This is a genomic window from Streptomyces sp. YGL11-2 (assembly GCF_050054615.1).
In the GTDB taxonomy this organism is placed as follows: Bacteria; Actinomycetota; Actinomycetes; order Streptomycetales; family Streptomycetaceae; genus Streptomyces.
On sequence record NZ_JBNHIN010000009.1, the window covers coordinates 184139 to 210508 of the forward strand.

Here is a 26370-nt window from a genome sequence, read left to right on the forward strand (position 1 = left end):
GGGAGGAGCGCTCCTCCCGGGGGCCTGTCCCGTAGCGTTCGTGGCCCTGAGCGGCCCGCTGCGGGTCAGACGGCGGCCGTCGCGTCCGGGGCGCCGCCCGCGCCCTGCCCGGCCGTCCCGGCGGCGTTCAGGCCCCGCTGCGAGCGCTGCACGGGGATGCCCGAGAGTCGGCTCTCCATCCGCACCCGGCGTTCGTCGGCCTTGGTGCACAGGTTCCGCACGGCCTTCTCGAAGCGGACCGCCGACGGCGGGTCGGACGGGCCGAGCAGGTGCTCCTTCAGCTCGGCGCGGGCCGCGGCCAGGGCGTCCCGCTCCGGCTGGCGCACGGTGTCCAGGAGGCCGGCCACCCCCTCCGCGTCCGGCGTCAGGATGGTCGCCGCCCGCACCGTCGGGAAGTGCGCCCGGAAGTCGTCCTCGTCCATCCCCGAGGTGTTGGCGACCGCGTACGGCTTCTCGCTGGTCAGGTAGTCGGAGACGACGCTGGAGACATCGCTGATCAGCACGTCCGCCCGGTTGAAGCAGGCGAAGATGCCGGGGCGGGCGGCGGTCACGACGAGGTGCTCCCACTCGGGGACGGAGTTCCAGTACGCGTCCTCCCAGGCGGCGACGGCGGCGTCCACGGCGGCGGCGCGGCCCTCCTCGGGGGTGCCCTGGAGCCGCATCCGCTCCAACTCGTCGGCGCTGGCGCGGAAGTCGGCGGTGGTCAGCCGGTCCAACTCCATGGTGCGGCGAGCCAGTTCGGCGGCGGCCTCGGGGCCGGGCAGTGCACCGCCGCGCCGGGCGTTGGCCTCCGCGATCATCGCCTGGATACGGGAGTCGGCGGCGCCCGCGCGCGGGTCCACGGAGCCGGTCATCGGGTGCGGCTTGTACAGGAGTCGCACCTTGGGGTCGGCGAGCAGGGCGCGGACGATGTTCTCACCGGCCAGGATCACCGAGGTGTTGCCCGGGTTGCCGTCCCAGCCCTCCCAGGTCGGCGCGTACAGCACCGTGGTGAACCGGCCGAGCGGGGCGCCCTCGTAGGGCCGGATCGGTGCCAGCTGGGGGCGGCCGACCTCGACGACGTCCTTGTCCTCGACGCCGATGTCGGCGAGCTGGTAGCGGTCCCGGGCCGCCGGGCCGGCCACCCACACCTCGTCGTACGCCTTCGCGTACGGATTGCAGGAGGAGAGCTTGTCGCTCTCGCCGTGGTTGATGAAGGCGTGCTTGATGGAGGGGATCCGCAGGATCTGCGAGGTCTTGCCGGAGTTCGCCGGGTGGAGCAGGACCTTGAGGGTGGAGCGCTCCAGGCGCATCAGGTGGGCGACCTTCGGGATGCAGACGATCGGGATGTCGGTGGCCTCGATCTTCTGCACCATGAAGCGCTCACGGAGCACGATGACGGGGTTGCCGCCCAGTTCGGCGAGGGTGCCGAGCCACATGTTGGCCTGGTAGGCGGAGGTCGAGCCGCCGGAGAAGTACATGCCGACCGTCGGCCGGTAGGCGGCCAGCCAGCGGTCCAGCCAGGCCAGGGCCTGCTGTTCGTCGAGGGTCCGCTTCTTCGGCAGCAGCCAGGTGCTCAGGTAGAGGGTGCCGCCGGCGGACAGCAGCAGCGCGACGGCGATGCCGAGGCCGCCCCAGTAGGCGTTGCCGGTGACCGCGGTGACCATCATGCCCGCCGTCGTGGGCACCGAGAAGCGCAGCAGCCGCCGGCCGGTCTGCCGGAAGAGCAGCCGCGGCGGGGCGTCGGTCAGCGCGAGCGCGCTCGCGTCGATGTTGCGGGTGACGAACGGCAGGGTGCGGGCCCTGCGGACCAGGACCGCGACCGTCTGGCACACGAAGTGGGTGCCGTAGAAGAGCAGCAGCGTGATGGTGAGCGGTGCCTGCTCCTCCAGGGGGTTGATGCCGTCGATGTGCAGCAGGCCGACCAGTATCACCATGTCCCGCAGCAGTTGACGCACCGTCACGTCGAAGCGGATCCGGCCGAGTACGGAGAGCAGACCGGGCTGCTGGTGCTGGAGGACCAGGTCGAGACCCAGGTTCACCACCGACGCGGCGATGAACAGCGGAATGACGGGCAGCAGCGCGCCGATGAGCTGGGCGATGAACGCGACCATCATCGCGAAGAGCGCCGCGAGCTGCACGGCTCGTCTGGGGGCGATTCCGGCGGAAGGCACGGGAGAGGGCTCCTGGCGGCAAGAAAGGTCGGGGGGAGGCCGGGACGGTGTCCGGGTCCCGCGCTGCGACGCCGCAAGTGCGACGAAACGGGACCGATGGACACCCGACCGTATGACCTTGTTGGCCTTGGTGACAATCTGCTGTGGCTCTCTTCATCGCGAAAGCGAACCAATCGAACGCAACCTTTTGGCCTCTCGTACCGTCTTAACAAAAATTCTGTCAGAGGAGTGGGAGGCGGGCCTCCGGTGTCCGCCGGGACGTCCGCCAGGCGATATGCCGAAGCGTCCGAAGCGATCGCTGCCGTAGATTTGCGGCTGTACGGAATTCGTACGGCAGTGGGATCGGCGAGCACAGGGGTATGCAGGTGGCAGGGGCAAGGCAGGACGTCGCGGACGCCCGCAGGATCGTGGTGAAGGTCGGCTCCTCCTCGCTGACCACCGCCGCCGGGGGGCTGGACGCCGACCGCGTCGACGCGCTGGTGGACGTGCTGGCCAAACATCAGGACAAGGAGATCGTGCTGGTCTCCTCCGGGGCCATCGCGGCCGGCCTCGCCCCCCTGGGCCTGGAGCGGCGCCCGCGGGACCTGGCCCGGCAGCAGGCCGCCGCCAGCGTCGGCCAGGGCCTGCTGGTCGCCCGCTACACCGCCTCCTTCGCGCGCTACGGCCGCCGGGTCGGCCAGGTGCTGCTCACGTCCGACGACACCGCCCGCCGGGCCCATTACCGCAACGCGTACCGCACCCTCGACCAGCTGCTGGCCATGGGGGCGGTGCCGATCGTCAACGAGAACGACACCGTCGCCACCGACGAGATCCGGTTCGGCGACAATGACCGACTGGCCGCCCTGGTCGCCCATCTCGTCCGCGCCGACCTGCTGATCCTGCTGTCCGACGTGGACGGCCTCTACGACGGCGACCCGTCCACCCCGGGCACGTCCCGGATAGCGGTGGTCAGCGGCCCCAAGGACCTGGAGGGCATCTCCATCGGGAGCGTGGGCAAGGCCGGGGTCGGGACCGGCGGCATGGTCACCAAGGTCGAGGCGGCCCGGATCGCGGCGGCGGCCGGCATCCCCGTCGTGCTGACCTCCGCCGTGCACGCCGGGGACGCGCTGGCCGGCGGCACCACCGGCACCCACTTCCTGCGCACCGGCCGCCGCTCCGCCGACCGGCTGCTGTGGCTGGCGCACGCCTCCGCGCCGCGCGGCGCGCTGGTACTGGACGACGGGGCGGTGCGAGCCGTCGTCGAGCGGCGCTCCTCGCTGCTGCCGGCCGGCATCGCCTCCGTGGAGGGGGAGTTCTCCGCCGGCGACCCGGTCGAGCTGCGGGACACCGACGGCCGTGCGGTCGCCCGCGGGGTCGTCAACTTCGACGCCCGGGAAATCCCTCGATTGATTGGCCGTTCGACCCGGGATCTGGCCCGCGAGCTCGGACCGGCGTATGAGCGCGAAGTCGTGCACCGCGACGACCTGGTGCTCCTGCACCACTGAGGCGGGCCCGTCCGGGACCGGCCCGCACCGGCCTTTCCAAGGGCACCTTCGGCAAAACGCCCCCGCGACGGGCCGCGGACTGGTCAACTTTGTTGCGGGGGCGCCGTAGGGGAGCGGCGCCCGCAGCGCGCGAGCGCAGACGCCGAAGAACGACCGCACCAGTCGGCTCCGCACCCCCGGGGCGGAGCGATTCGCATCACAGGAGGCCGCCGGTGAGACGAGGGCGCCCAGGGGCACCGCCCCGAGGGACGGCGGAGCGCACCCTGACCAGCGTCGGGACCGGCGGTGAAGCCGCCCGGCCGGCGGACGACCGGTGCGCGGAGCGGGACGGGACCACGCGGCCGGCACCGGCGGGCGAGCGCCGCGAGGCGTCCCGGCTGTGGCACATCACCCTCAGCGTCTCGGGCGCGGAGGCCCCGCTGAAGGAGGTCCGGCGGTCGCTGGAGCAACTCGCCCACGACCATCCCTTCCTGCTGACCAGCCGCTACGCCAACGACCACGCGGAGATCCGCTACTGGGAGGAGGCCCGGGACCTGCACGACGCCGCCGCGGTCGCCCTGCGGCTGTGGGGCGAGCACCGCTCGACGGCCAAGCTGCCCCCGTGGGAGATCGTCGGCCTGGAGGTCATCGACCGGGAGACCTACCACCAGCGCGTCGCCGAGGGCTACGGCCCGCCGCCGGCGTCACCGGTCGGGGTCCATCCCTACTAGGGCCTGCCCGACGGGTCATGGCCGGGCCCGCGGGGTTTTCCCCAGCCCCGTTCCACCGGTGATACCGGTGTCCCGCTCTGTGGAATGCGGCGTGGCCGTGGCTCGCGGCGGCGCTAGGCTGCGGCCATGACCAGCAGTGCATCGCAGTCCTCGCCCGTCCTCGACACCGCCCGCCGCGCCAAGGAAGCCGCCGCCGTCCTGGCGCCGCTGCCGCGCACGGCCCGTGACGGGGCGCTGCTCGCCATCGCCGACGCGCTGGTGGCGCACACCGACGCGATCGTGGCCGCCAACGCCCAGGACGTCGAGAAGGCCAGGGCCGCCGGCACCTCCAGCTCGATCGTGGACCGGCTCACCCTCACCCCCGAGCGGATCGCGGCCATCGCCGACGACGTCCGCAAGGTCGTGGCGCTGCCCGATCCGGTGGGTGAGGTGGTGCGCGGCTCGACCCTGCCCAACGGCCTCGACCTGCGCCAGGTCCGGGTCCCGCTCGGCGTGATCGGGATCATCTACGAAGCCCGGCCCAACGTGACGGTGGACGCCGCCGCGCTCTGCCTGAAGTCCGGCAACGCCGTACTGCTGCGCGGCTCGTCCTCCGCCTACGCCTCCAACAGCGCGCTGGTGGACGTGCTGCGCGGCGCTGTGGAGAGCGCCGGGCTGCCGGCCGACGCGGTGCAGCTGGTGCCCGGGGAGAGCCGGGACTCGGTGCGCGAGCTGATGCGCGCCCGCGGCCTGGTCGACGTGCTGATCCCGCGCGGCGGCGCCGCCCTGATCCGCACGGTCGTCGAGGAGTCCACCGTCCCGGTCATCGAGACCGGCACCGGCAACTGCCATGTGTACGTCGACGAGGCCGCCGACCTCGACATGGCGATCGACATCCTCGTCAACTCCAAGGCACAGCGGCCCAGCGTCTGCAACGCCGCCGAGACGGTGCTGGTGCACGCCGGGATCGCCGAGAAGTTCCTGCCGCGCGCCCTGGAGGCGCTGACCCAGGCCGGTGTCGTGGTGCACGGCGACGCGGCCTGGCAGCAGGCGGGCCCCGGCCTGGTCGCCCCGGCCACCGACGAGGACTGGGCGACGGAGTACCTCTCGTACGACATCGCGGCGGCCGTGGTGCCCGACCTGGACGCGGCGGTGGCGCACATCCGGCGCTGGACCTCGGGCCACACCGAGGCCATCGTCACGGGTTCGCAGGCGGCCGCTCGCCGATTCACCCAGTTGGTGGATTCCACGACCGTCGCGGTCAACGCCTCGACCCGCTTCACCGACGGCGGCCAGTTCGGCTTCGGCGCCGAGATCGGCATCTCCACCCAGAAGCTGCACGCCCGTGGCCCCATGGGTCTTCCGGAGCTGACGTCCACCAAGTACATCGTCACGGGCGACGGCCACACCCGCTGAACCGCCCCGCGGACGGCCCCGTTCCGCGCGCTGTTCGGTCGCTCCGCTCTCTGCCCAAACGGTCCGGCCGGGGCTACCCTGGACGGGTGCCGGACGACGTGGGGGGCACGCCGTTCCCGGACGGCGAGGAGCCCGACGAGCACCACCACGGGAGCCACGGAAAAGCGGACGAGGACTTCGCTTCCGTGGTCTTCGACGAGGAATTCGTACGGGCCGCGACGATCCACGAACCCTCGGCGGTCGAGCGGATGCTGGCCGCGGCCGAGGCGCGCGCGGAGGCGGAGGCGGCGGCCCGCCCGGGGCCCGGGTTCGGGCCGGACGGCGACGACTTCGACTATCCGGCGCCCGGTGGCCATGGGGTCTACGACGACGGATATCCGTCCGACGGCCCGTACGGCCCCTACGGCGGGTCCCTGCGCCCGTACCGCGGCAGCGCTCGCTGGCACCGCCCCATGGCCTGGGTGCTCGCCGTGGTGATGGGCATCGGGCTGGTGGCGCTGGCCTTCAGCGCCGTCTACCGAGGGGTCGCCGGCCGCCCCCAGAGCCCGGCGACGCCGGCCCGCACCAGCGGCGTGGACGCACCAGCCACCGGCACCCCGCCCACCGGCGGCGCGAACACCGTGCACACGCCCCGCCCCGGCCTGCCACCGCCCGCATCCGCGGTGCCGCAGCGCCCGTCGTCCTCCGCCGTGCCCCGGCCGCAATGACGTGAAGTTGTGGCGGCTCCCGGCGTTTACCTTCGCCTCGGCAGACCTACCCTTGTTGTATGAGCGGGCCTGGTGACCCTCCCGAAGGGACGCCCGACGGCGCCCCGGGAGGCGGTGACGACGAGTACCGATCCGTTGTCTTCGACGAGTCGTTCGTGCGCGCTGCACGCCTGCAGGAATTCTCCGCCGACGAGCGGCTCGGCGAGCACCATTCACCGGCCGTACGGACCCGCCACGCATGGTTGCGGCTGGGCGGCTCCCGCCAGGCGATCCTTTTGGTGCTGCTGATCGTGCTGGCCTTCGGCACCGCCGTCTACATGGGCATACGCCACCCGTACAAGGCCCCGGAGCCGGTCCGGACGCAGCCGCTGCGGTCCGCGGTGGTGCCGCTGGCGCCGCCCGGGATCGTACCGGGCGCGACCCCCGCCGACCTCTTCGCGCACAGCCCGGCGGCGGACTTCCGGATCGGCGCGGCGGGCGTCAACCTCCCCGACGTCGAGCGCAGCGCGCACTTCTCGGACGGCCAGATCGTCACCGCGCTGACCATCGCCAAGGACTACATCGTCCGCTCGTCGGTGGACCCGGTCACCCTCACCGGCGGGTCCGCACGGCCGGTGAGGTTGCTGCTGGACACCGGACAACTCGACCAGTTCGACCGGAGCATGGCGCGCCCCGACGACAACGGCAGCTATGCGGCGACCGGCTGGCTGGTCCGCTTCGACCCCAAGCAGACCGAGCTCGCCGACCGCAACGTCCGGGTCAACGGCACGCTGTCCGCGGCGGAGTTGAGCCAGGACGCGCTGGACGTCACCGCCGACTACACCTTCGTCTACGCCGTACGGCCGGTCGCCGGCGCCCCGCAGGACGCCGCCGCGGGACAGCAGACCGGCACGCCGACGCCGGGCGCCGCCTCGCTGTTCACCGTCCGGCGCGAGATGCACTTCCGGCTCAGCCGCGACGACCTCAACGACCACCGCCTGGAAGTGCTCCAGAGCAGCCTCCAGGCAGGGCCGCTGTCCTGCTCGTCCAACCCGGCCGACGTGCTGCGTCCGCTGCTCGCGGGGCAGCACGCCGGCACCGACCGTCCCGCCGGCACCGACCCCTTCGCCACCGGCCGGCCCAACGCCTCCGTCTGCGGCGAGCTTTCGGCTACTTCCCAGCCGAACCCGAGCCATCCGATCCGTTAGCCCCGCCGGAGCCCTCGGAACGCGAGCCGAAGACCGTGTCGCGCAGCTTGCCGCCCAGGTCGCCCGCACCGCCCGCGATGTCGCGGACCAGGCCCATCAGCGGGTCCTTGCTGTTGCGCACCGACTCGGCGTAGTGCGTGGCGGAGTCCTTGAACGAGTCGGAGACCGACGCGTCCTTGTCCTCGTCGCGGCGCGGGTAGTGGCCGTCCATGATGCGCTGGTAGTCGCGGCTCTCCGCCCACTTCTTCAGCTCGGCCGCCCGCACGGTGGTGAACGGGTGGCTGCGCGGGAGGAGGTTGAGGATCTTCAGCACGGAGTCCCGCAGATCGCCGCCGGCCTCGTACTCCTCGGCCTGCTTGAGGAACGCGTCCACGTTCATCTCGTGCAGGTGGTTGCCGCCGGCCAGCTTCATCAGGCCGCGCATCGACGCCTGCAGATCCTGGCCGACCAGCAGGCCGGCGCGGTCCGCGGACAGCTCCGACTTGCGGAACCACTCGCGCAGCGCCGTCACGATCGCCATGACCGCGACATTGCCCAGCGGGATCCACGCGACCTTCATCGCCAGGTTCGTCAGGAACAGCAGGATGGTGCGGTACACCGCGTGCCCGGAGAGGGCGTGGCCCACCTCGTGGCCGATGACCGCCCGCATCTCCTCCTCGTCGAGGAGCTCGACGAGGCCGGTCGAGACCACGATGATCGGCTCGTCCAGGCCGATGCACATGGCGTTGGGCTGCGGGTCCTGATTGACGTACATCGGCGGGACCTTCTCCAGGTCCAGGATGTGGCAGGCGTCCCGCAGCATGTCGTTGAGGTGGGCGAACTGCTGTTCGCCGACCCGGACCGAGTCCGACAGGAAGAGCAGCCGCAGGCTGCGCTCCGGCAACAAGCCGCTGAGCGTCTTGAAGACGGTGTCGAACCCGCTCAGCTTGCGCAGCGCGACCAGCGCCGAGCGGTCCGCCGGGTGCTCGTAGGACCGCGACGAGATACCGGGGAACCGCCTGCGGTCCCGGCTCGGTACGTTGGCGCTGCCGTCTGGGCTCTCCGTCATTGGGGCCTCCCCCTGTTCGACTGCGTGTGTTCAGCCTAGAGGACGCCACTGACAGCGGAATGGATGCTCGGGCGTACGCTGGCGAGCGCACCGAACGACCGACCAGGCCGCCACAATAGGGAGCCACCGCCATGCCGTATCCGACCCTGCTGCTCGCCGCCGCCGAGGAGACCTCCAGGGGAGGCGGCCCCGGCTGGCTCCTGCGTACCGTGATCATCGTCGGCGTCGTGGGCGCCGCGCTGCTCGCGTGGTTGCTGCTGCGCGGATACGGCAACCAGGACTGAGGACCGGTCGGGGCCACCCTCGCGACCAGCGCCGACGCCGCCCGGGCGGCGTCGGGTGGAGTCGGCGTGAGCCCCCGGTGACGTGGCGCTTACGATGTGGCGGAAGCCTCTGTCCGAAACCCGCCCGGATTGGTCCTGCCAACGATGAGTCTGCACTCCACCGCACAGTCCCTGGTCACCCTCGCCGAAGGCGGGATGAAGGGTGGCAACCACGACAGCCTCAACCCGTTCATCACCGGCGGCGGCGCCCTTTTCGTCCTGCTTCTCCTGCTCTGGATCACCACCCGTTTCAACCGCGACCACTGAGCCCGAACACCCGGCCCCCGGCAACGCGTCTGGCCAAGTAGGGTCTGCACGCATGGGAGAGCACACAGGACCCGTGAAGCGGCGACTCGGAGTGATGGGCGGCACGTTCGACCCGATCCATCACGGACACCTGGTCGCCGCGAGCGAGGTGGCCAGCCAGTTCCACCTCGACGAGGTCATCTTTGTGCCCACGGGGCAGCCGTGGCAGAAGAGCCACAAGAAGGTGTCCCCGGCCGAGGACCGCTATCTGATGACGGTCATCGCGACCGCGTCGAACCCGCAGTTCTCCGTCAGCCGCATCGACATCGACCGCGGCGGCAAGACGTACACGATAGACACGCTGCGTGATCTGCGCGCGGAACATCAGGACGCGGACCTGTTCTTCATCACCGGCGCCGACGCGCTCAGCCAGATCCTGACCTGGCACGATGCTGCGGAGCTGGTCTCGCTCGCCCACTTCATCGGGGTGACCCGGCCCGGCCACGTCCTCGCGGACCCCGGGCTGCCCGAGGGAGCGGTGTCCCTCGTCGAGGTGCCCGCGCTGGCCATCTCCTCGACCGACTGCCGGGCGCGCGTCGCCCAGGGGGATCCGGTCTGGTACCTCGTACCGGACGGTGTGGTGCGCTACATCGACAAGAAGCAGCTGTACCGCGACGATCGCTGACGGGGCTGACGGAAAGGGGTACCGGTGAGTGACCGACACGATCCGTACGGTCCGCAGGACCCGTATGCCCACGACCCGTATGCCCACGGGCAGGGTCGGGGACAGCAGGGACAGCAGGGACAGCAGAGCCAGGGCTACAACGCCTACGACGCCTACGGCCGGCCGCTGCACCAGGAGGTGCCGCAGCCGTCGTACGAGCAGCAGCACTACGACCCCTACGGGCAGCCGGCCCAGCAGACCGCGCCGCCGGTCCACGACGGCTACGACCCCTACGGCGCGCAGCCCGGCCAGGGCGGGCAGCCGTACCAGGCGCAGCCGGAGTACGGCTATGAGTACGGCGGCGGGCAGGTGCAGCAGCAGCCCGGTTACCCCCAGCAGTACGACCCGTACGCGCAGCCGCAGCAGCAGCCGCACCGGCCCCACCAGGGCGAGTGGATCCCGCAGCAGGCGCCGCAGCCGGCCTACGAGCAGGTACCCGAGCAGTTCTCCTACGGCGAGCAGCACGCCGGGGCGCCGCAGCGGAGCCCCGAGGCGCCGGCCGCGCCGGCCGGCGCCGAGAAGGCCGAGCGCACCGGGGCGGAGTCCGCGGCGCCCGACCACGGCACCGAGCAGTTCTCGTTCATCGAGGAGCCGGACGAGGACTCCGAGGACGTCATCGACTGGCTGAAGTTCACCGAGAGCCGCACCGAGCGGCGCGAGGAGGCCAAGCGGCGCGGGCGCAGCCGGATCGTCGCGCTGTCGGTCGTGCTGGCCCTCCTCGTGGCCGGCGGGGTCGGCTACCTGTGGTGGGCCGGCAAACTGCCGGGGCTCTCCGGCGCGGGCGGCGCCGCCGACACGGCGGCCGGCGCGCAGAAGAGGGACGTCCTCGTCGTGAACCTGCGGGACATCAAGACCGGCAACAGCTCGACGGCCCTCCTCGTGGACAACGAGACCACCCACAAGGGCACCACCCTCCTGCTGCCCAACAACCTCATCGTCAGCAAGGACGACGGCACCACCACGACCCTCGGCAAGTCCGTCAAGGACGACGGCACCGACCCGACCCGGGAGTCCCTCAACACCCTCCTGGGCGCCGACCTCAAGGCCAGCTGGCGGCTCGACACCCCCTATCTGGAGAACCTGGTCGAGACGGTCGGCGGCATCAGCCTCGACACCGACACCGCCGTACCGGGCGCCAAGAAGGACGACTCCCCGCTGGTCAAGCAGGGCTCCGCCCAGACCCTCAACGGGCAGGCGGCCGTCGCCTACGCCACCTACCAGGGGCCGGGCGAGAGCGAGACCAAGCAGCTGGCGCGGTTCGGGCAGGTCATGCAGGCCACCCTCAAGAAGGTCTCCAGCGACGCGGACGGCGCCACCGCCACCGTGAAGACGCTCCTCCAGGTGCTCGACCCGCCGCTCACCGAGGCCCAGCTCGGCAGCTCGCTGGCGCAGCGGGCGGAGCTGGCGAAGACCGGCGCCTACACCACCACGACGCTGCCCGTGCAGGCCGACGGGACGCTCAGCCCGTCCGCGGCGGCCGGTGTCGTCAAGGACGTCCTGGGCGGCACGGTCAAGAAGACCGCCTCTGGCACGACCCCCCGGGTCGCGGTCCGCAACGCCTCCGGTGAGAAGGCCGCCACCGGCAAGGCGCAGGTCGCCCTCCTCAACGGCGGCTACACCTTCGTCGACGGCGGCAGCGACACCACGGCCGCCACCTCCCAGGTGACGTACGCGGACGCCGCACAGAAGGCGAAGGCCGCCGAGGTCGCCAAGACGCTGGGCCTCCCGGCCGGCGCGGTCACGCAGGGCAAGGTCGCCTCGAACGCGGACATCGGCGTCGTCCTGGGCCAGGACTACAAGGGCTGACCTGGTCGAACACCGGCACCGACCGGCGGGCCCGAAAAGCCCGCCGGGAGTGTCGGTGGTCCGTGAGACCCTTGAGGGGTACCTGACCGCTGATCCGACCGACCGGCGGGCCGCGGCGCGCCCCGGCTCCGCCGCGCGCCCACTGCCCCGGCCGGAGAGGCACCCCCCGACCCGGAAAGCCGCTTGTGACCGCCACGGACCGTTCCATCGAGCTCATCAACGCCGCCGCTCTGGCAGCGGCCGACAAGCTCGCGCACGACATCATCGCCTACGACGTCAGTGACGTCCTCTCGATCACCGACGCCTTCCTGCTGGCCTCCGCGCCCAGCGACCGTCAGGTCAAGGCGATCGTCGACGAGATCGAGGAACGACTCAACAAGGAGCTCGGTGCCAAGCCGGTCCGCCGCGAGGGCGACCGGGAAGCGCGCTGGGTGCTGCTCGACTACGTCGACATCGTCGTCCACGTCCAGCACAGCGAGGAGCGGGTGTACTACGCGCTCGAACGCCTGTGGAAGGACTGCCCCGAGCTCGACCTCCCCGAGGAGGCCAAGGCCACCCGCGGCAAGGCCGCCGCGCACGCCGAGGCCACCGCGGGCCACGAGGACGGAGATCTGCTCTGAACGGCACCAAGGGCGGCCGGGGCCGCCGCGTCGTCCTGTGGCGCCACGGCCAGACGGCCTGGAATCTGGAGCGCCGCTTCCAGGGCTCGACGGACATCGAGCTGACCGAGACCGGCCTCGCCCAGGCGCAGCGCTCGGCCCGGCTGCTCGCCGCCCTGAGGCCGGACGCCATCATCGCGTCCGATCTGCGCCGGGCCGCGGCGACCGCCCGCGAGCTGGCCGCCCTGACCCGTCTCGACGTGACGCACGACCCGGCACTGCGGGAGACCTACGCGGGCTCCTGGCAGGGCCTGACGCACGACGAGATCCTGGCGCGGTACGGCGAGGAGTACACCGCCTGGAAGCGCGGTGAGCCGGTGCGCCGCGGTGGCGGCGAACTGGAGACCGAGGTCGCCGACCGGGCCGCCCCGGTGGTGCTCAACCACGCCGACAAGCTGCCCGACGAGGGCACCCTGGTCGTCGTCAGCCACGGCGGCACGATCCGCACCACCATCGGGCGGATGCTCGGCCTGGACTCCCACTACTGGGAGAGCCTGGGCGGTCTGTCGAACTGCTGCTGGTCCGTCCTGGGCGAAGGCGCCCGCGGCTGGCGGCTGCTGGAGCACAACGCCGGCACCCTCCCGGAGCCGGTGCTCGGCGACGACGCCTGAGCCCCGGGCGAGGGCGGCCCACCGGATTTCACATCTGGGCAGGTCGCAGGCTAAAGTTCTTCTTGTTCGCGGCGCCGCCGGGGGAAACCCGGAGGGGCGGAACAAGACCCGGGGCTATAGCTCAGTTGGTAGAGCGCCTGCATGGCATGCAGGAGGTCAGGAGTTCAATTCTCCTTAGCTCCACAACCCGGAAGATCCCGTCTCCAGCAGAGGCGGGATCTTTGCGTTACGGCGCCCGGCCCGGTGCGGCGCGGCTGCGCGCTTCGAGCCGCGAGCCCGGGAGTTGGCGCGCACCGCCGGTCAGCGCAGCGACGACGCGGCCTCGCTGCCCTCCCCCTTCCGCCCCTCCTTCGCCTTCGCCTTCGCCTTCCTCCCTCCTGTCCGCTCCAGCTCCGCCACGGCCTCGGAGGCGGGCCGCCGATGCGCCGGGCCGCCGAGGACCGGGTCATGGACCGTGCGCAGCACCGCCGTCAGCCTGCGGCTCTCCTCGTCGGCCGGGGTGTAGACCACGATCCGGGTCTCGGGGGCCACGCCCACCACCAGCGACGTCGATACCAGCCGCACCTCGCCGACCGAGGCGTGCCGGATCACCTTCATGTGGGTGCCGTGCGGCGCGACATCCCCGCCCGCCCACAGGCCCGCGAACTCCTCACCGGCCCCTGACAGCCGGGCGATCAGCGGCCACCCTCACCTCAGGGGCGCCGCCGGCATCCGCCGGTACCCCGTCAACTCCACCTGCCATGAAAGGCGATGGCACTGACAACGCCGCCGCGTAGGCGTCCGTACGCCGGGAGGACGCGGCGGATGCGAGCGGGCTGGTGGTGACCGTCAACCAGGTCGGACTCCTGTTGGGAACGGCGCTTTTCGGGACGGTCTTCCTGAATCGGCTGGCGGTCGAGGGGGTGGGCGGTGCAGCGCGGGCACTGTGGGGGAGCGTTCTCGCGCGGGCCGGCGCGCCGGTGTGCGGCCGGGCGGCCGGGGTGACGGGACGGCGGTCCTGACCCGGTGGGCGGTCCGTGGCAGAATCGGACGGCGCCGCCAGGGGAGGAGAGATCGCGATGCCCACGAGCATCCTTGAGGAGGTCAACGACCTCCTCGAAGTGGCCGAGGCGCAGGGTTATGACTGGCTGCCGGAATACGCGCTCCGCTTCACCTGCCCTGTCGACGGTCCGGCTTCCGCGTGCGGTGGTGAGGGTTCCGCTCTCCAGTGCCCCTCGTGCGGTTCCTCTCACGTCGCCCAGGTGCTGGGCGACAACGGGGGGATTTCCTTCGTCTGTACGGCCTGCGGCCACAGTTGGAGCTGATGGATGGGCGCCCACAGCAGGAAATGCGACTGGTGCGGCAGCGGTACGCCGATCGTCCGGGACATGGAACCGGTCAACGCCGACTACCAGTACTGGTGCGAGGAATGCGCCCGCGCCCTGGTCATAAAGGGCGACCCCATCGAGACCTACCGGGAGCTTGAGGGGGAGCCGATCTACGGCCGGCTGCTGGACGAGCACTGCACGCTGAAACGGTTCTATTCGTTCGCCACGGCGTGAGTTGGGTCCCGTCGGCCGGGCCGCGCACTCCCGTCACGCGGTCGTTTTCGAGCGGCGCCGGTCAGCGGTGAACGGTTTCGATCGTCTTCGGTGATCCGGAACTCCCGCGGAACGGCCGTGCGTTCCCGCAGTACGAGCCGCCGCCGGAATCGGCCGCGGCGGCACGGTATAGCGTGACGGGGGCGGATATGACGGACAGGGGAGAACGCGCATCGTGCCGGTGCGCGGCGCGCCGGGGGGTCGGCCGTGCGGGGCGCGCGGGCCGGGCCGGGAACGCCCGTGGTGTCGTCAGGGTCCGTGGGATCGTCAAGGCCCAAGGGGGCGTCAGAGCCCGTGGGGTCGGGGAGAGCCGGAGCGGGCGCCGGTCAATTGCGCGGCGGGCGCTCCGGCTTCAGATATCGCCGGCGACCGCGGCCTGACGGGGGCCGGTGCCGTCGCCGGTACCGTCACTGTCCGCGTCGATGTCGCCGGGACCGCCGGCGCCGCCACGGGTGTCGCGCCGGGTGAGCCGCCGCAGCCGGACCGCGGCCAGTGCCAGCAGCGTCAGCCCGGCGAGCGGGTAGACGGCGGAGAGCAGCATCTGGCCGCCGTTCTGGTGCAGTTCCGCGTGCTGATGCCAGCGGTGCGGCACCCACCACAGCGCGAACGAGCAGAACATCAGCCCCATCACGGCGGTCACCGCCCACCAGCGGCGCGCGGTGGCGCCGGTGTTCTCCAGGGCCTCGGAGCCGAGCAGGATCAGCATCGGGACGCCCCACACCCAGTGGTGGGACCAGGAGATCGGGCTGACGAGCAGGGCGGTCGCGGCGCAGGCGAGGGTCGCCCAGGAGCGCTGGCCGCGCAGCAGCGACCCGGCGGCCAGGGCCAGCCCGGCCACCGCGGTCAGGGCGGCCAGGGCGAACCAGGCGGCGCCCGGGGTGTCGGTGTGCAGCAGCCGGGCCAGGGCGCCGCGCAGCGACTGGTTCGCGGTGATCTCCACCTCACCGACCCGGTCGGCGGCGAACACGATCTGCGTCCAGAAGCGGTGCGAGTCGCGCGGCAGCGCGATCGCGGAGAGGAGGACGGTGGCGCAGAACGTCCCGGTGGCGACCGCGGCCTGCCGCAGCCAGGGGTTCCAGGCGGCGCGCCGGCCCGCGCCGGAGCGGAGCATCCGGCCGGCGCGGACCGCACCGGCCAGGGCGAGGAAGACGGCGAAGAGCGCCGGGGTCAGCTTGATGCCGGCCGCGATCCCGATGCCTATACCCGCCCAGCGGTTGCCGTCCCGGCGCGTCAGGTCCCACAGCACCATGACGGCGAGCAGCAGGTTGATCTGGCCGTAGCGCAGCGTCGTCCAGACCGGCTCGCACCACACCAGCAGCGCGGAGAGCGCCAGCGTGGCGGCGGGCCGGGGCAGCCGCCGGGGCCGTCCCACCAGGCGCAGCGAGAGGTGGACGACGGCGACGAGCAGGACGAGGTTGCCGGCGGTGGCGAGGGTGCGCATCGTCCCGACGCCGAAGAAGGTCAGAGGTATGAACAGCAGCGCGGCGAAGGGCGGATAGGTGTTGGGCAGATGCGCGGAGGTGGCCACCATGTCGTAGAGGTCCTCGCCGTTGCGGGCGGTCCAGCCCTCGGCGCGGTAGACCATGAGGTCGATCATCGACACGTGCGCCAGCCGCTGGACGACCCAGAAGGCGGCGAAGGAGACCAGGCAGGCCAGTGCCGCCGCGAGGGTCGGGTGGCGGCGGACGGCGCCCACGAGGGGGCGCGGACCGCGGGGGTCGGTGGGCGCTTCCAGCTCCGGCGCGGTCACGGCGTACGGGCTCCCTGGACGAATCGGGCACGGCTCGCCGACAGTACCTCGGGTCCCGCCGGAGGGCCCTCGGGGGCGCTGCGGCCCGAAGGGCCTCGTCCGGGGGCGGTGGTCGGGTGGCGGGCGGGCGATTTGGCAGAAGGCGGGGAGGTCCGTGTAATGTAGGCGATGCCGCAGCGGGGAGCCGGAAGGAAGCCGCAGCGGAACAAGACCTGGGGCTATAGCTCAGTTGGTAGAGCGCCTGCATGGCATGCAGGAGGTCAGGAGTTCAATTCTCCTTAGCTCCACAGAAGACAGAGCGGGTCGTCCGATATGGACGGCCCGCTCTGCTGCGCGTTGCCCGGCGGCGGCGCCCAGGGCGGGTACGTACCTCCGGGGTTGCGCTGATATCCGGTCATCGAGGCGTCCGCCAGGGCGAGTTGGGCGTCCTCTCAGACGTCACCCCTACCCGGACATTGCCGTTCCTTGGTCTCTTCTTGGTGATCGCATATCCCTGACATGAACCGTTCACCGAAAGAGTGGCGAATCGCGTGACCGTCACATCCAACGCATTCACCGCTCGTGAGGTGCCGCGCATCGGCGCACCGGCGCAGCGCGTCACCACGCAGCGCACCGCATCGCCACAGCAGGGGGTTACATGAGAGCAAGCCGTACCAGATCGCCGCGCGCACGTGCCGGTCTGGCCTGGGCAGCGGCGCTGCCGCTGGTCGCCGGAACGCTGGCGCTGGGCGCGCCGGCCGCCGACGCCGCAGGCCACGACGGGGGCCGGCACGCACTGCAGGGCACCAAGCCGCAGTGGGCCACCGAGCAGGCCGACCAGGGTGCCGCCGCCGACTCCACGGGCGTCACCGCCCGGGTCTACCTGGCCGGCCGCGACGCCAAGGGCCTCGCGGAGTACGCCAAGGCCGTGTCGGACCCGCACTCCGCCGCGTACGGGAAGTACCTGAGCCCCGCCCAGGTGCGTGCCCGCTACGGTGCGACGAAGGACCAGATAGCCAGGGTGACCGCCTGGCTGAAAAAGTCCGGCCTGACGGTCACCGGAACGACCAACCGCTTTGTCACGGTCAAGGGCGACGCGGCTGCCGCCCAGCGGGCCTTCGCGACCGACCTGCACAACTACCGCAAGAACGGCCACACTTACCACGCGCCGTCGGCCACCGCCTCCGCGCCCGGCTCGGTGTCCGACGCGGTCCTGACGGTCACCGGCCTGGACAACGCGCCGCGGTTCGCCCAGCACCACTCCGCCCAGCTGCCGCCGCCCTCCCCGGTCTTCCGCAACGCCGGGCCGTTCTCCTCGTACTACGGCTCCCGGACGAACACCGGCCTGCCGTCGGCCTTCGGGGGCAAGGCGCCGTACGCGATCAAGGGCTACACCGGCAAGCAGCTGCGTGCCGCCTACGGGGCGAAGAACTGGACCGGCAAGGGCGTCACCGTCGCGATCACCGACGCGTACGCCTCGCCGACCATCGCCAAGGACGCGGACACCTACGCGCACCGCAACGGCGACCCCCGCTACCGCAAGGGCCAGCTGTCGCAGGTGCTGCCCAAGGACTACACGCACATCGCGGACTGCGGTGCGGCCGGCTGGTACGGCGAGGAGACCCTCGACGTCGAGGCCGTCCACGCGGTCGCCCCGGCCTCCGACATCGTCTACGTGGGCTCCGCCTCCTGCCAGGACGACGACCTGCTCGACTCGCTCGGCAAGGTCGTCGACGGCCACCTCGCCGACATCGTCTCCAACTCCTGGGGCGACGTCGAGGCGAACGAGACCCCGGACGTGGCCGCCGCCTACGACCAGCTCTTCCAGCAGGGCGCGGTACAGGGCATCGGCTTCTACTTCTCCTCCGGTGACGACGGCGACGAGGTCGCCAAGACCGGCTCCAAGCAGGTGGGCACCCCGGCGAACTCCGCGTGGGTGACCGCGGTCGGCGGCACCTCCCTGGCCATCGGCAAGGGCAACACGTACCAGTGGGAGACCGGCTGGGGCACCCAGAAGTCGGTGCTCTCCAAGGATGGCGACTGGGCCGACTTCCCCGGCACCTTCAACGGCGGCGCGGGCGGCGGCACCAGCAAGAGCGTCCCGCAGCCCTTCTACCAGCGCGGTGTCGTCCCGGACGGGCTGGCGAAGGCCAACGGTGGCAGTGCGATGCGGACCGTTCCGGACATCTCGGCCGTGGCGGACCCCAACACCGGCTTCCTGGTCGGCCAGACGCAGACCCTGCCCAACGGCAAGCCCGGCTATGACGAGTACCGCATCGGCGGCACCTCCCTGGCGGCGCCGGTGATCGCGGGCGTCCAGGCGCTGGCGCAGCAGGCCCGGCACGGTATCGCCATCGGCTTCGCCAACCCCGCCATCTACCAGCGCTACGGCACCGCCGCGTACCACGACGTCACCGACCACCCCCTGGGTGCCGGCCGTGGCCTGGCGGTCGTCCGTGTCGACTACGTCAACGGGGCGGACGCCGCCAAGGGCACCACGACGTCGCTGCGCACCCTGGGGCAGGACAGCTCCCTGCACGCGACCGTCGGATACGACAACGTCACCGGCGTGGGCTCGCCGGGCGCCGGATATGTGAGTTCCTACCGCCCCTGATGCCAGGGGCCCGCGCCACCGCTCCGCGTGATCCGTGACCTCCTGGGCACGGCGGTGGCGGAGCGTGGCGCAACGGGCGCGGGGCCCGCGCCGGGGAAACCCGGGCGCGGGCCCCGTTGCCGCTGCGGTACCCTGGCGCCATGTGTGCCGTACGCCCTCTGCTTAGCGGGCCGCGCTGACTCAGTCCCGACCGGGCCATCTGCTGTGGCCGCCCGGATCGGCATCGGCGCGGCGTCCCCTCCTGTGTGAGGGGCATTTTTGTTTCGGCAGGAACCGTGTCCGCAGCAGCCGCAGGCAGAGACGATCGATGGAGCTTTGAGGACGATGAGCGAGACGACTTCGGCTGCCGAGGTGGCAGCGCCGCACCGCTATACGGCCGCGCTGGCCGCCGACATCGAGGCACGCTGGCAGGACTTCTGGGAGGCGGCCGGCACCTACGAGGCCCCGAACCCGAAGGGCGGCCTGGCCGGCGACGCCGAGCTGGTGGCCCGTCCCAAGAAGTTCATCATGGACATGTTCCCCTACCCCTCGGGGGCGGGGCTGCACGTCGGCCACCCCCTGGGCTTCATCGCCACCGACGTCTACGCCCGCCACCAGCGCATGACGGGCCACAACGTCCTGCACACCCTGGGCTTCGACGCGTTCGGGCTGCCGGCCGAGCAGTACGCGGTCCAGACCGGCACCCACCCGCGGGTCTCCACCGAGGCCAACATCGTCAACATGCGGCGCCAGCTGCGCCGGCTGGGCCTGGGCCACGACCAGCGCCGCTCGATCGAGACGATCGACCCGGCGTACTACAAGTGGACCCAGTGGATCTTCCTGCAGATCTTCAACTCCTGGTACGACCCCGACGCGGACGCGGCCCGTCCGATCGACACCCTGGTCGCCCAGTTCGAGGCCGGCACCCGGCAGACGCCCGACGGCCGCCCCTGGAGCGAACTGAGCCCGATCGAGCGGGCCGACGTCCTGGGCGGGTACCGCCTGGCGTACGCCTCGGACGCGCCGGTCAACTGGTGCCCCGGACTGGGCACCGTGCTGGCCAACGAGGAGGTCACCGCCGAGGGCCGCTCCGAGCGCGGCAACTACCCGGTCTTCAAGTCCAAGCTGCGCCAGTGGAACATGCGCATCACCGCCTACGCCGACCGGCTGCTGAACGACCTGGACGCGCTGGACTGGCCGGAGGCCATCAAGCTGCAGCAGCGCAACTGGATCGGCCGCTCCGAGGGCGCCCGGGTCGACTTCCCCGCCGGCGATGACAAGATCACCGTCTTCACCACCCGCCAGGACACGTTGTTCGGCGCGACCTACATGGTGCTGGCCCCGGAGCACCCGCTGATCGCCGGCTCCGACGACGGCACCGGCTCCATCGTTCCCGACGCCTGGCCCGAGGGCACCCACGACGTGTGGACCGGCGGCCACGCCACCCCCGCGGAGGCCGTCGCCGCCTACCGCAAGCAGGCCGCCGCCAAGTCGGACGTCGAGCGGCAGGCCGAGGCCAAGGACAAGACCGGTGTCTTCACCGGCGTCCACGCCACCAACCCGGTCAGCGGCGAGCGGGTCCCGGTCTTCATCGCCGACTACGTCCTGATGGGCTACGGCACCGGCGCGATCATGGCCGTCCCGGCCCACGACGCCCGCGACTTCGCCTTCGCCCGCGCCTTCGAACTGCCGATGCGCTGCGTCGTCGAGCCCACCGACGGCCGCGGCACCGACCCCGCCGCCTGGGACGACGCGTTCGGCTCGTACGACGCGAAGCTGGTCAACTCGTCCCACGACACCATCTCGCTGGACGGCCTGGGCGTGGCCGAGGCCAAGGCGAAGATCACCGACTGGCTGACCGCCGGCGGCATCGGCGAGGGCACCGTCAACTTCCGGCTGCGCGACTGGCTGTTCAGCCGCCAGCGCTACTGGGGCGAGCCGTTCCCGATCGTCTACGACGAGGACGGCGTGGCGCACCCGCTGCCCGTCTCGATGCTGCCGCTGGAACTGCCCGAGGTCGACGACTACTCGCCGCGCACCTTCGACCCGGACGACGCTGACACCCGGCCCGAGACCCCGCTGTCCCGTAATGAGGACTGGGTCGACGTCGAGCTGGACCTGGGCGACGGCCGCGGGGTGCGACGCTACCGCCGCGAGACCAACACCATGCCCAACTGGGCGGGTTCGTGCTGGTACGAGCTGCGCTACCTGGACCCGAACAACGACGCCGCACTGGTCGACCCGGACGTCGAGCAGTACTGGATGGGCCCGCGTGAGGGCCAACCGCACGGCGGTGTCGACCTGTACGTGGGCGGCGCCGAGCACGCCGTACTGCACCTGCTGTACGCCCGCTTCTGGTCCAAGGTGCTGCACGACCTGGGGCACGTCTCGTCCGCGGAGCCGTTCCACAAGCTGTACAACCAGGGCATGATCCAGGCGTACGTCTACCGGGACACCCGCGGTATCGCCGTCCCGGCGGCCGAGGTCCAGGAGCACGACGGAGGCGTCTTCTACTACGAGGGCGGCAAGGTCTCCCGACTGCTGGGCAAGATGGGCAAGTCCCTGAAGAACGCCGTCACGCCGGATGAGATCTGCGTCGAGTACGGCGCGGACACCCTGCGCCTGTACGAGATGGCGATGGGCCCGCTGGACGTCTCCCGCCCCTGGGACACCCGCGCCGTGGTCGGCCAGTACCGCCTGCTGCAGCGGCTGTGGCGCAACGTCGTGGACGAGGCGACCGGTGCGGCCACCGTCGCCGACACCGAGCCGGACGAGGCCACGCTGCGAGCGCTGCACAAGGCGATCGACGGTGTCACCCAGGACATGGCGAACCTGCGCTTCAACACCGCCATCGCCAAGATCACTGAGCTGAACAACCACCTGACGAAGGCGGGAGGCCCGGTCCCGCGCACCGTCGCGGAGCAGCTGGTGCTGCTGATCGCCCCGCTGGCCCCGCACATCGCCGAGGAGCTGTGGCGCAAGCTGGGCCACACCGACTCGGTGGTGCACGCGGACTTCCCGGTGGCCGACCCGGCGTTCGTGGTCGACGAGGCCGTCACCTGCGTCGTCCAGATCAAGGGCAAGGTCAAGGCCCGGCTGGAGGTCGCGCCGTCGATCTCCGACGCGGACCTGGAGGCCGCCGCGCTGGCGGAGCCGGCGGTGGTCGCGGCGCTGGGCGGCGCGGGCATCCGTAAGGTGATCGTCCGGGCGCCGAAGCTGGTGAACATCGTTCCGGCGTAGCGGGCGCCGGCACACTGGACGAGGAAGTCGACGCGAAACCGGTCGAGGGACCGGACGCGAAACCCGTCGAGGGACTGGACGCGAAGCTGGTCGAGGGGCTGGACGAGGAGCTGACGTAGCGGGTCGCCGGCCGGTGAGTGCCGGCGGCCGGGCACCGGTGGGCGAGAGGTCGCCGGGTGGCCGACCGGGTGGCCCGCCGACGCCGACCGGTGGCCGGCCGCCGCTCGGCCGGCGTGTGGCCGGTCGCCGTCCACGGCTCCGGCCCTCCGGGCCCCGTCCGGCGGCTGACCTGCGGGAACGCAGTCCGGAACGGCCCCGCCTCGGAGTGCGCCACCATCGATCTAGGGGCTTTCCCCTACGGGCAGGTTGGGGGTTCGTTCGGAACCCTTGACCTGCCCTGGGCGTTTACCGTGGAGGTACGGGCGCCGACGCGGAGTCGGCGCCGCCGACACCTCTGGGGAGCGTCCATGGAAGCCGCTGTCGCCGTCATCGGGTTGCTCTTCGTGCTGTTCGTGGCGGCCGGGGTGTTCCTCACGGTCAAGGCGGTGCAGGCGGCCAAGCGCGGGGTGGACCGCAAGGTCGCCCAGGCCCGCCGAACGGTCGAGGACACCACCCTGCGCGCCCGTCAGTTCACCCAGCCCGGTGTGGTCGGCGAGCTGGCACAACTGCGGCTGTCCCTGCGGACGTCCATGCGGTCCACCCAGGAAGTGCTGCGCACCGGCTCCTCGGACGACGCCTCGCTCAGCGAGGCGGTCGGCCTCTTCGAGCGGCTCAGCGCCCACGGCCGCGAACTGGACGACGAGCTGCGGCGACTGGAGCGGGAGCCCGACAAGGCCGCCATCGCGGCCCGGCTCCCCGAACTCCGGGAGCGCATGGAGCGGATCACCCACTCCGCGGAGTCGCTGCGCTGGGCCGCCTGTGACCGGGCCCGCAAGTTCGCCGACGACGACCTGTCGGCGCTGAGCGACCAGATCGACGTGGAGGTGGGCGCACTGCGGCACTGGACGGCGGACGCCCCGGAGAGCGGGCCCGCGCGGACGGGATCGGGGGCCGGTTCCGTAGCGGGTTCCGGTGCGGGTTCCGGCTCCGGCTCTGACTCTGACTCTGATTCCGACTCCGGTTCCGGTTCCGGTTCCATACGCGGTGCGGCAGCCGGTTCGGGCGCCGGCGCTGTCGGTGGAGCCGGTGGGGCCTACTCATGGGGGCCCTCGGGGGAGGAGGCCCCGGCGATCACCGCCCGGGATCCGCGTACCCAGCGGTCGTATCCGTGGGAGAAGACCCTGCGGGACGAGACCCAGCGGGAGAAGACCTGACGCGCGGAGGGACGGCGGGACACGGACCGCCTGGCGTTGTGAGCTTCGCGACGTCCGGGCTCCCGGGCCCCCGTGATTCCGGGTCCTCGTGATTCCGGGCCTTGGAGGTGTCGGGGGTTCTGGGGTTCTGGGGTTCTGAGGCTCTGCGCCTGTGTGCTTCTGCGTAGCTGTGCTTCTGCGCTTCTGCGCTTCTGCGCTTCTGCGCATCCGTGCTCCGTGCTTTCGTGTTTCTGAGGCCCTCTGTGTTTCTGAGCCTTGAGGCTCTGGTGGGGCGGGGTGGAGTGGGGTGGGGGTGGGTGGGTCGGGGGGAGGGGGAAGAAGAGCGCCAAACGTTGAAAGCGGCGGTCCGGGGATCGCCGTTACACCCGGTCTCCTGCCGGTGGCCGTCGGCTCGACGGCCGGTGGGCCATGGGGTCTTGGCAGAGCCTTGGTGAAACCTGGAAGATCTTGGGGAGGGGCCCGGACTGTCGGGCGTTCGGATCCCCGGATAATCTCCCAGTCATGTCCCGCCATGTCGCGATCGTCACCGATTCCACGGCCTACTTGCCGCGGACGGCTATCGAGCGCCACCGCATCACGGCCGTACCGCTGACCGTCGTCCTGGGGGACCAGGCCCTGGAGGAGGGCACCGAGATCTCCGCGAGATCCGTCGCACAGGCGCTCCAGAAGCGCCGGCCCGTGACGACCTCGCGGCCGAGCCCCACGGTGTTCGCCGAAACCTACCGCGCGATCGCGGCGGAGGGGGCGGGCAGCATCGTTTCGCTCCATCTCTCCTCGGAGATCTCCGGCACCTACGACGCGGCGGTGCTCGCGGCGAAGGACGCCCCCGTGCCGGTACGGGTCGTGGACACCGGGATGGTGGCGATGGCGCTCGGGTTCTGTGCCCTGGCCGCTGCGGAGGCGGTGGAGGGCGGCGGGGACGCGGACGACGCGGTGGCCGCGGCGGAGAAGCGCGCCGCGGGTACCTCCGCCTACTTCTACGTCGACACCCTCGACTATCTGCGGCGCGGCGGCCGGATCGGCGCGGCGCAGGCGCTGCTCGGCTCGGCGCTCGCCGTGAAGCCAATCCTCCAACTCGCCGACGGGCGGATCGAATTGCTGGAGAAGGTCCGTACGGCGTCCAAGGCCATCGCACGGCTGGAGGAGATCGCCGCGGAGCGGGCGGGGGAGGGCCAGGTCGATATCGCCGTCCACCATCTCGCGGCGGCGGAGCGCGCGGACGCGCTGGCCCAGCGGCTGCGGGAGCGGGTGCCGGGGCTGAACGAACTCCATGTGAGCGAGGTCGGCGCGGTGATCGGCGCGCACACGGGTCCCGGGCTGTTGGGGGCTGTGGTGTCACCGAGGTGAGGGACGCGGCAGGCGCGTCCGGCGTCGACTGCGCTTGCCCGTGAGGGTGACGGAGTTATCCATAACTCGGTAGTTATCCACGGTATTTGACGCAGATCGGCGAGATGCGCGCGCTGTGCTTACCGTCGAGAGCTATGAGCACTCTCCGATCTGCGTCTTCGTCAGTCTCCCCGTCCGCCTCTTCATCCGCTTCTCCATCCGTTTCTTCGTCAGCTCCGTGGCGGGCTTCCTTCCCTTCCGCGATCTCCTCCTCCGTCCCCTCCTCCGTCCCCTCCTCCGGTCCTTCCTCCGGTCCTTCCTCCGGTCCTTCCTCCGGTCCTTCCGCTGTTCTTCCCTCCCCCGCTCCCTCCTTCTCGGTCGTTCCGTCCATGCGAGGGCGGCGGGAGCGGGAGCGACTGAGGGAATGGAAGCGGGAGCGCATGCGGGTGCGTGCCGCCGCGATCTTCGGTGGGGAGCCGGAGCCGGAAGCGGAGGCGCCGACAGTCGCGGGAGCGGACGCGGATTCGGCCGGCGGCAACAATGCGCCCGCTGACGCTGACGCTGACGCTGACGCTGACGCCGACGCGCGACCCGGTGCCGGTCCTCGTGCGGCCGCCAGCCCTCATGACACTGCCGGTGCTCCCGGCGTGGCCGATACGCAGGGTGCTGCCGAAACGTGGGGCGCTGCCGATACGGATGCGCACACGGGGCGGGGCGGCGGGGTGGGTCCACCGCATGCCCATCGTGCGCCGCCGCCGCGTGAGCACGATCCGCCGGGCGTGCGGCGGCCGGGGCGGGTGTGGCCCGCCGTACGGGAACGGCTGCCGCTGTGGGTGCAGTTGAGGTGCGGCACGGACCCCAAGGCGCTTGCCGCGCTGGCCCTGGTGCTCGTGGTGGCGGTGGGCTTCGCCGTTCAGCACTTCTGGGCCGCGCGACCCGAGCCGGTGGGTGCCCCGACCGCCGAGCGGGCCGCGCCCGCGGTGCCCGGCCCCGGTGGACGTTCGTCGTCCCGGCTGCCGTCGGCGGCGAACGGTGCGTCCGCTGCCTCCGTTACGGGCGGGCCGCCGGGCGCGGCCGGTCGGATGGTGGTCGTCGATGTCGTGGGGAAGGTGGAGCATCCGGGGATTCACCGGTTGCCGGCGGGGGCGCGGGTGATCGATGCACTGGATGCCGCGGGCGGAGTGCTGCACGGCGCGAGCACCCGCGGGCTGAACCGGGCGCGGCTGCTGACCGACGGCGAGCAGATCGTGGTCGGTGAGGAGGGCGGCGGCACCGCCGGCGGTGGGGCCGGCGGTGTGGGTGGTGGTGGCTCTGGGGGCGGGCCGCAGGGTGGTGGTGCGGGCGGGCCGGTGAGTCTCGGTACGGCTACGGAGCAGCAGCTCGACGCCCTTCCCGGGGTGGGGCCCGCCCTCGCCCGCCGCATCATCGAATTCCGTACCCGGCACGGCGGGTTCACCTCCGTGGACCAGCTCCGTCAGGTGCCCGGTATCGGTGATCGGCGGCTTGCCGACCTGCGCCCTCTGGTGGAGCCATGAC

The 26370-nt window shown here is 71.8% G+C and carries 23 protein-coding genes and 2 tRNA genes; 20 read left to right on the top strand and 5 right to left on the bottom strand.

Annotated elements, in window-relative coordinates; all coding sequences use genetic code 11:
• Positions 1 to 65: 65 nt before the first annotated feature.
• Positions 66 to 2153: a hypothetical protein gene (locus ACO1BR_RS13315; protein WP_426795265.1), complete on the bottom strand. Its 2088-nt coding sequence runs from the start codon at positions 2151 to 2153 to the stop codon at positions 66 to 68.
• 359 nt (positions 2154 to 2512) lie between these two features.
• Between ACO1BR_RS13315 and proB the strand changes: the two genes are divergently transcribed.
• From proB to ACO1BR_RS13340, 5 genes are all read left to right on the top strand, one after another.
• Positions 2513 to 3637, top strand: coding sequence for a glutamate 5-kinase (proB, locus tag ACO1BR_RS13320; protein ID WP_426795266.1), 1125 nt, complete (start codon positions 2513 to 2515; stop codon positions 3635 to 3637).
• Positions 3638 to 3849: 212 nt separating this feature from the next.
• Positions 3850 to 4347: a hypothetical protein gene (locus ACO1BR_RS13325; protein WP_426795267.1), complete on the top strand. Its 498-nt coding sequence runs from the start codon at positions 3850 to 3852 to the stop codon at positions 4345 to 4347.
• 126 nt (positions 4348 to 4473) lie between these two features.
• On the top strand, positions 4474 to 5742 hold the full coding sequence (locus tag ACO1BR_RS13330; protein WP_426795268.1) for a glutamate-5-semialdehyde dehydrogenase: 1269 nt from the start codon (positions 4474 to 4476) through the stop codon (positions 5740 to 5742).
• An 86-nt stretch (positions 5743 to 5828) separates the two neighbouring features.
• Positions 5829 to 6449 (top strand): hypothetical protein, encoded by a 621-nt coding sequence (locus ACO1BR_RS13335; protein WP_426795269.1) that lies wholly within the window; start codon positions 5829 to 5831, stop codon positions 6447 to 6449.
• A gap of 59 nt (positions 6450 to 6508) precedes the next feature.
• Positions 6509 to 7636: a hypothetical protein gene (locus ACO1BR_RS13340; protein WP_426795270.1), complete on the top strand. Its 1128-nt coding sequence runs from the start codon at positions 6509 to 6511 to the stop codon at positions 7634 to 7636.
• On the opposite strand, the gene ACO1BR_RS13345 is transcribed toward ACO1BR_RS13340, so the two are convergent.
• The gene (locus ACO1BR_RS13345) at positions 7599 to 8684 is read right to left on the bottom strand and encodes a M48 family metallopeptidase (RefSeq protein WP_426795271.1); all 1086 of its coding nucleotides are present in this window, start codon (positions 8682 to 8684) and stop codon (positions 7599 to 7601) included. The two genes, ACO1BR_RS13340 and ACO1BR_RS13345, sit on opposite strands and share 38 nt — an antisense overlap.
• Before the next feature lie 131 nt (positions 8685 to 8815).
• Between ACO1BR_RS13345 and ACO1BR_RS13350 the strand changes: the two genes are divergently transcribed.
• The 7 genes from ACO1BR_RS13350 to ACO1BR_RS13380 all read left to right on the top strand — a co-directional run bounded on the left by ACO1BR_RS13350 (position 8816) and on the right by ACO1BR_RS13380 (position 13236).
• Positions 8816 to 8968 carry a hypothetical protein gene (locus tag ACO1BR_RS13350; RefSeq protein WP_426795272.1) on the top strand — a complete coding sequence of 51 codons (153 nt, stop codon included), beginning with the start codon at positions 8816 to 8818 and terminating at the stop codon, positions 8966 to 8968.
• 144 nt (positions 8969 to 9112) lie between these two features.
• On the top strand, positions 9113 to 9274 hold the full coding sequence (locus tag ACO1BR_RS13355; RefSeq protein ID WP_426795273.1) for a hypothetical protein: 162 nt from the start codon (positions 9113 to 9115) through the stop codon (positions 9272 to 9274).
• A gap of 52 nt (positions 9275 to 9326) precedes the next feature.
• A complete protein-coding gene (nadD, locus tag ACO1BR_RS13360; protein ID WP_159503794.1) occupies positions 9327 to 9938 on the top strand; it encodes a nicotinate-nucleotide adenylyltransferase in 612 nt (203 codons plus the stop codon).
• A 24-nt stretch (positions 9939 to 9962) separates the two neighbouring features.
• The gene (locus ACO1BR_RS13365) at positions 9963 to 11783 is read left to right on the top strand and encodes a LytR C-terminal domain-containing protein (protein ID WP_426795274.1); all 1821 of its coding nucleotides are present in this window, start codon (positions 9963 to 9965) and stop codon (positions 11781 to 11783) included.
• Positions 11784 to 11968: 185 nt separating this feature from the next.
• Positions 11969 to 12403, top strand: a complete 435-nt coding sequence (gene rsfS / locus ACO1BR_RS13370) for a ribosome silencing factor (RefSeq protein ID WP_426795275.1) — start codon at positions 11969 to 11971, stop codon at positions 12401 to 12403.
• Positions 12400 to 13053 carry a histidine phosphatase family protein gene (locus ACO1BR_RS13375; RefSeq protein ID WP_426795313.1) on the top strand — a complete coding sequence of 218 codons (654 nt, stop codon included), beginning with the start codon at positions 12400 to 12402 and terminating at the stop codon, positions 13051 to 13053. The genes rsfS and ACO1BR_RS13375 overlap by 4 nt, the downstream gene beginning before the upstream one ends.
• A 110-nt stretch (positions 13054 to 13163) precedes the next feature.
• A tRNA-Ala gene (locus tag ACO1BR_RS13380) sits at positions 13164 to 13236 on the top strand.
• 117 nt (positions 13237 to 13353) lie between these two features.
• Here ACO1BR_RS13380 and ACO1BR_RS13385 read toward each other — a convergent pair.
• On the bottom strand, positions 13354 to 13731 hold the full coding sequence (locus tag ACO1BR_RS13385; RefSeq protein ID WP_426795314.1) for a hypothetical protein: 378 nt from the start codon (positions 13729 to 13731) through the stop codon (positions 13354 to 13356).
• 380 nt (positions 13732 to 14111) lie between these two features.
• Here ACO1BR_RS13385 and ACO1BR_RS13390 point away from each other — a divergent pair, with 380 nt between their 5' ends.
• Positions 14112 to 14357 (top strand): hypothetical protein, encoded by a 246-nt coding sequence (locus ACO1BR_RS13390; RefSeq protein ID WP_426795315.1) that lies wholly within the window; start codon positions 14112 to 14114, stop codon positions 14355 to 14357.
• 3 nt (positions 14358 to 14360) lie between these two features.
• Positions 14361 to 14594 (top strand): hypothetical protein, encoded by a 234-nt coding sequence (locus tag ACO1BR_RS13395; RefSeq protein ID WP_018538025.1) that lies wholly within the window; start codon positions 14361 to 14363, stop codon positions 14592 to 14594.
• A 391-nt stretch (positions 14595 to 14985) separates the two neighbouring features.
• On the opposite strand, the gene ACO1BR_RS13400 is transcribed toward ACO1BR_RS13395, so the two are convergent.
• Positions 14986 to 16383: a glycosyltransferase 87 family protein gene (locus ACO1BR_RS13400; RefSeq protein ID WP_426795276.1), complete on the bottom strand. Its 1398-nt coding sequence runs from the start codon at positions 16381 to 16383 to the stop codon at positions 14986 to 14988.
• A 214-nt stretch (positions 16384 to 16597) separates the two neighbouring features.
• Between ACO1BR_RS13400 and ACO1BR_RS13405 the strand changes: the two genes are divergently transcribed.
• The 5 genes from ACO1BR_RS13405 to ACO1BR_RS13425 all read left to right on the top strand — a co-directional run bounded on the left by ACO1BR_RS13405 (position 16598) and on the right by ACO1BR_RS13425 (position 24855).
• A tRNA-Ala gene (locus ACO1BR_RS13405) sits at positions 16598 to 16670 on the top strand.
• A 350-nt stretch (positions 16671 to 17020) separates the two neighbouring features.
• Entirely contained in the window at positions 17021 to 18976 is a 1956-nt protein-coding gene (locus tag ACO1BR_RS13410) for a S53 family peptidase (RefSeq protein WP_426795277.1), read from the top strand.
• Positions 18977 to 19300: 324 nt separating this feature from the next.
• On the top strand, positions 19301 to 22195 hold the full coding sequence (locus tag ACO1BR_RS13415; protein WP_426795278.1) for a leucine--tRNA ligase: 2895 nt from the start codon (positions 19301 to 19303) through the stop codon (positions 22193 to 22195).
• Between the two features lie 467 nt (positions 22196 to 22662).
• Positions 22663 to 23508 carry a hypothetical protein gene (locus ACO1BR_RS13420; protein WP_426795279.1) on the top strand — a complete coding sequence of 282 codons (846 nt, stop codon included), beginning with the start codon at positions 22663 to 22665 and terminating at the stop codon, positions 23506 to 23508.
• Positions 23509 to 24009: 501 nt separating this feature from the next.
• Entirely contained in the window at positions 24010 to 24855 is an 846-nt protein-coding gene (locus tag ACO1BR_RS13425) for a DegV family protein (RefSeq protein ID WP_426795280.1), read from the top strand.
• A 73-nt stretch (positions 24856 to 24928) separates the two neighbouring features.
• On the opposite strand, the gene ACO1BR_RS13430 is transcribed toward ACO1BR_RS13425, so the two are convergent.
• Positions 24929 to 25225, bottom strand: coding sequence for a hypothetical protein (locus ACO1BR_RS13430; RefSeq protein ID WP_426795281.1), 297 nt, complete (start codon positions 25223 to 25225; stop codon positions 24929 to 24931).
• A gap of 388 nt (positions 25226 to 25613) precedes the next feature.
• On the opposite strand from ACO1BR_RS13430, the gene ACO1BR_RS13435 reads away from it, so the two are divergent.
• Positions 25614 to 26369: a ComEA family DNA-binding protein gene (locus ACO1BR_RS13435; protein ID WP_426795282.1), complete on the top strand. Its 756-nt coding sequence runs from the start codon at positions 25614 to 25616 to the stop codon at positions 26367 to 26369.
• Position 26370: the final 1 nt, after the last annotated feature.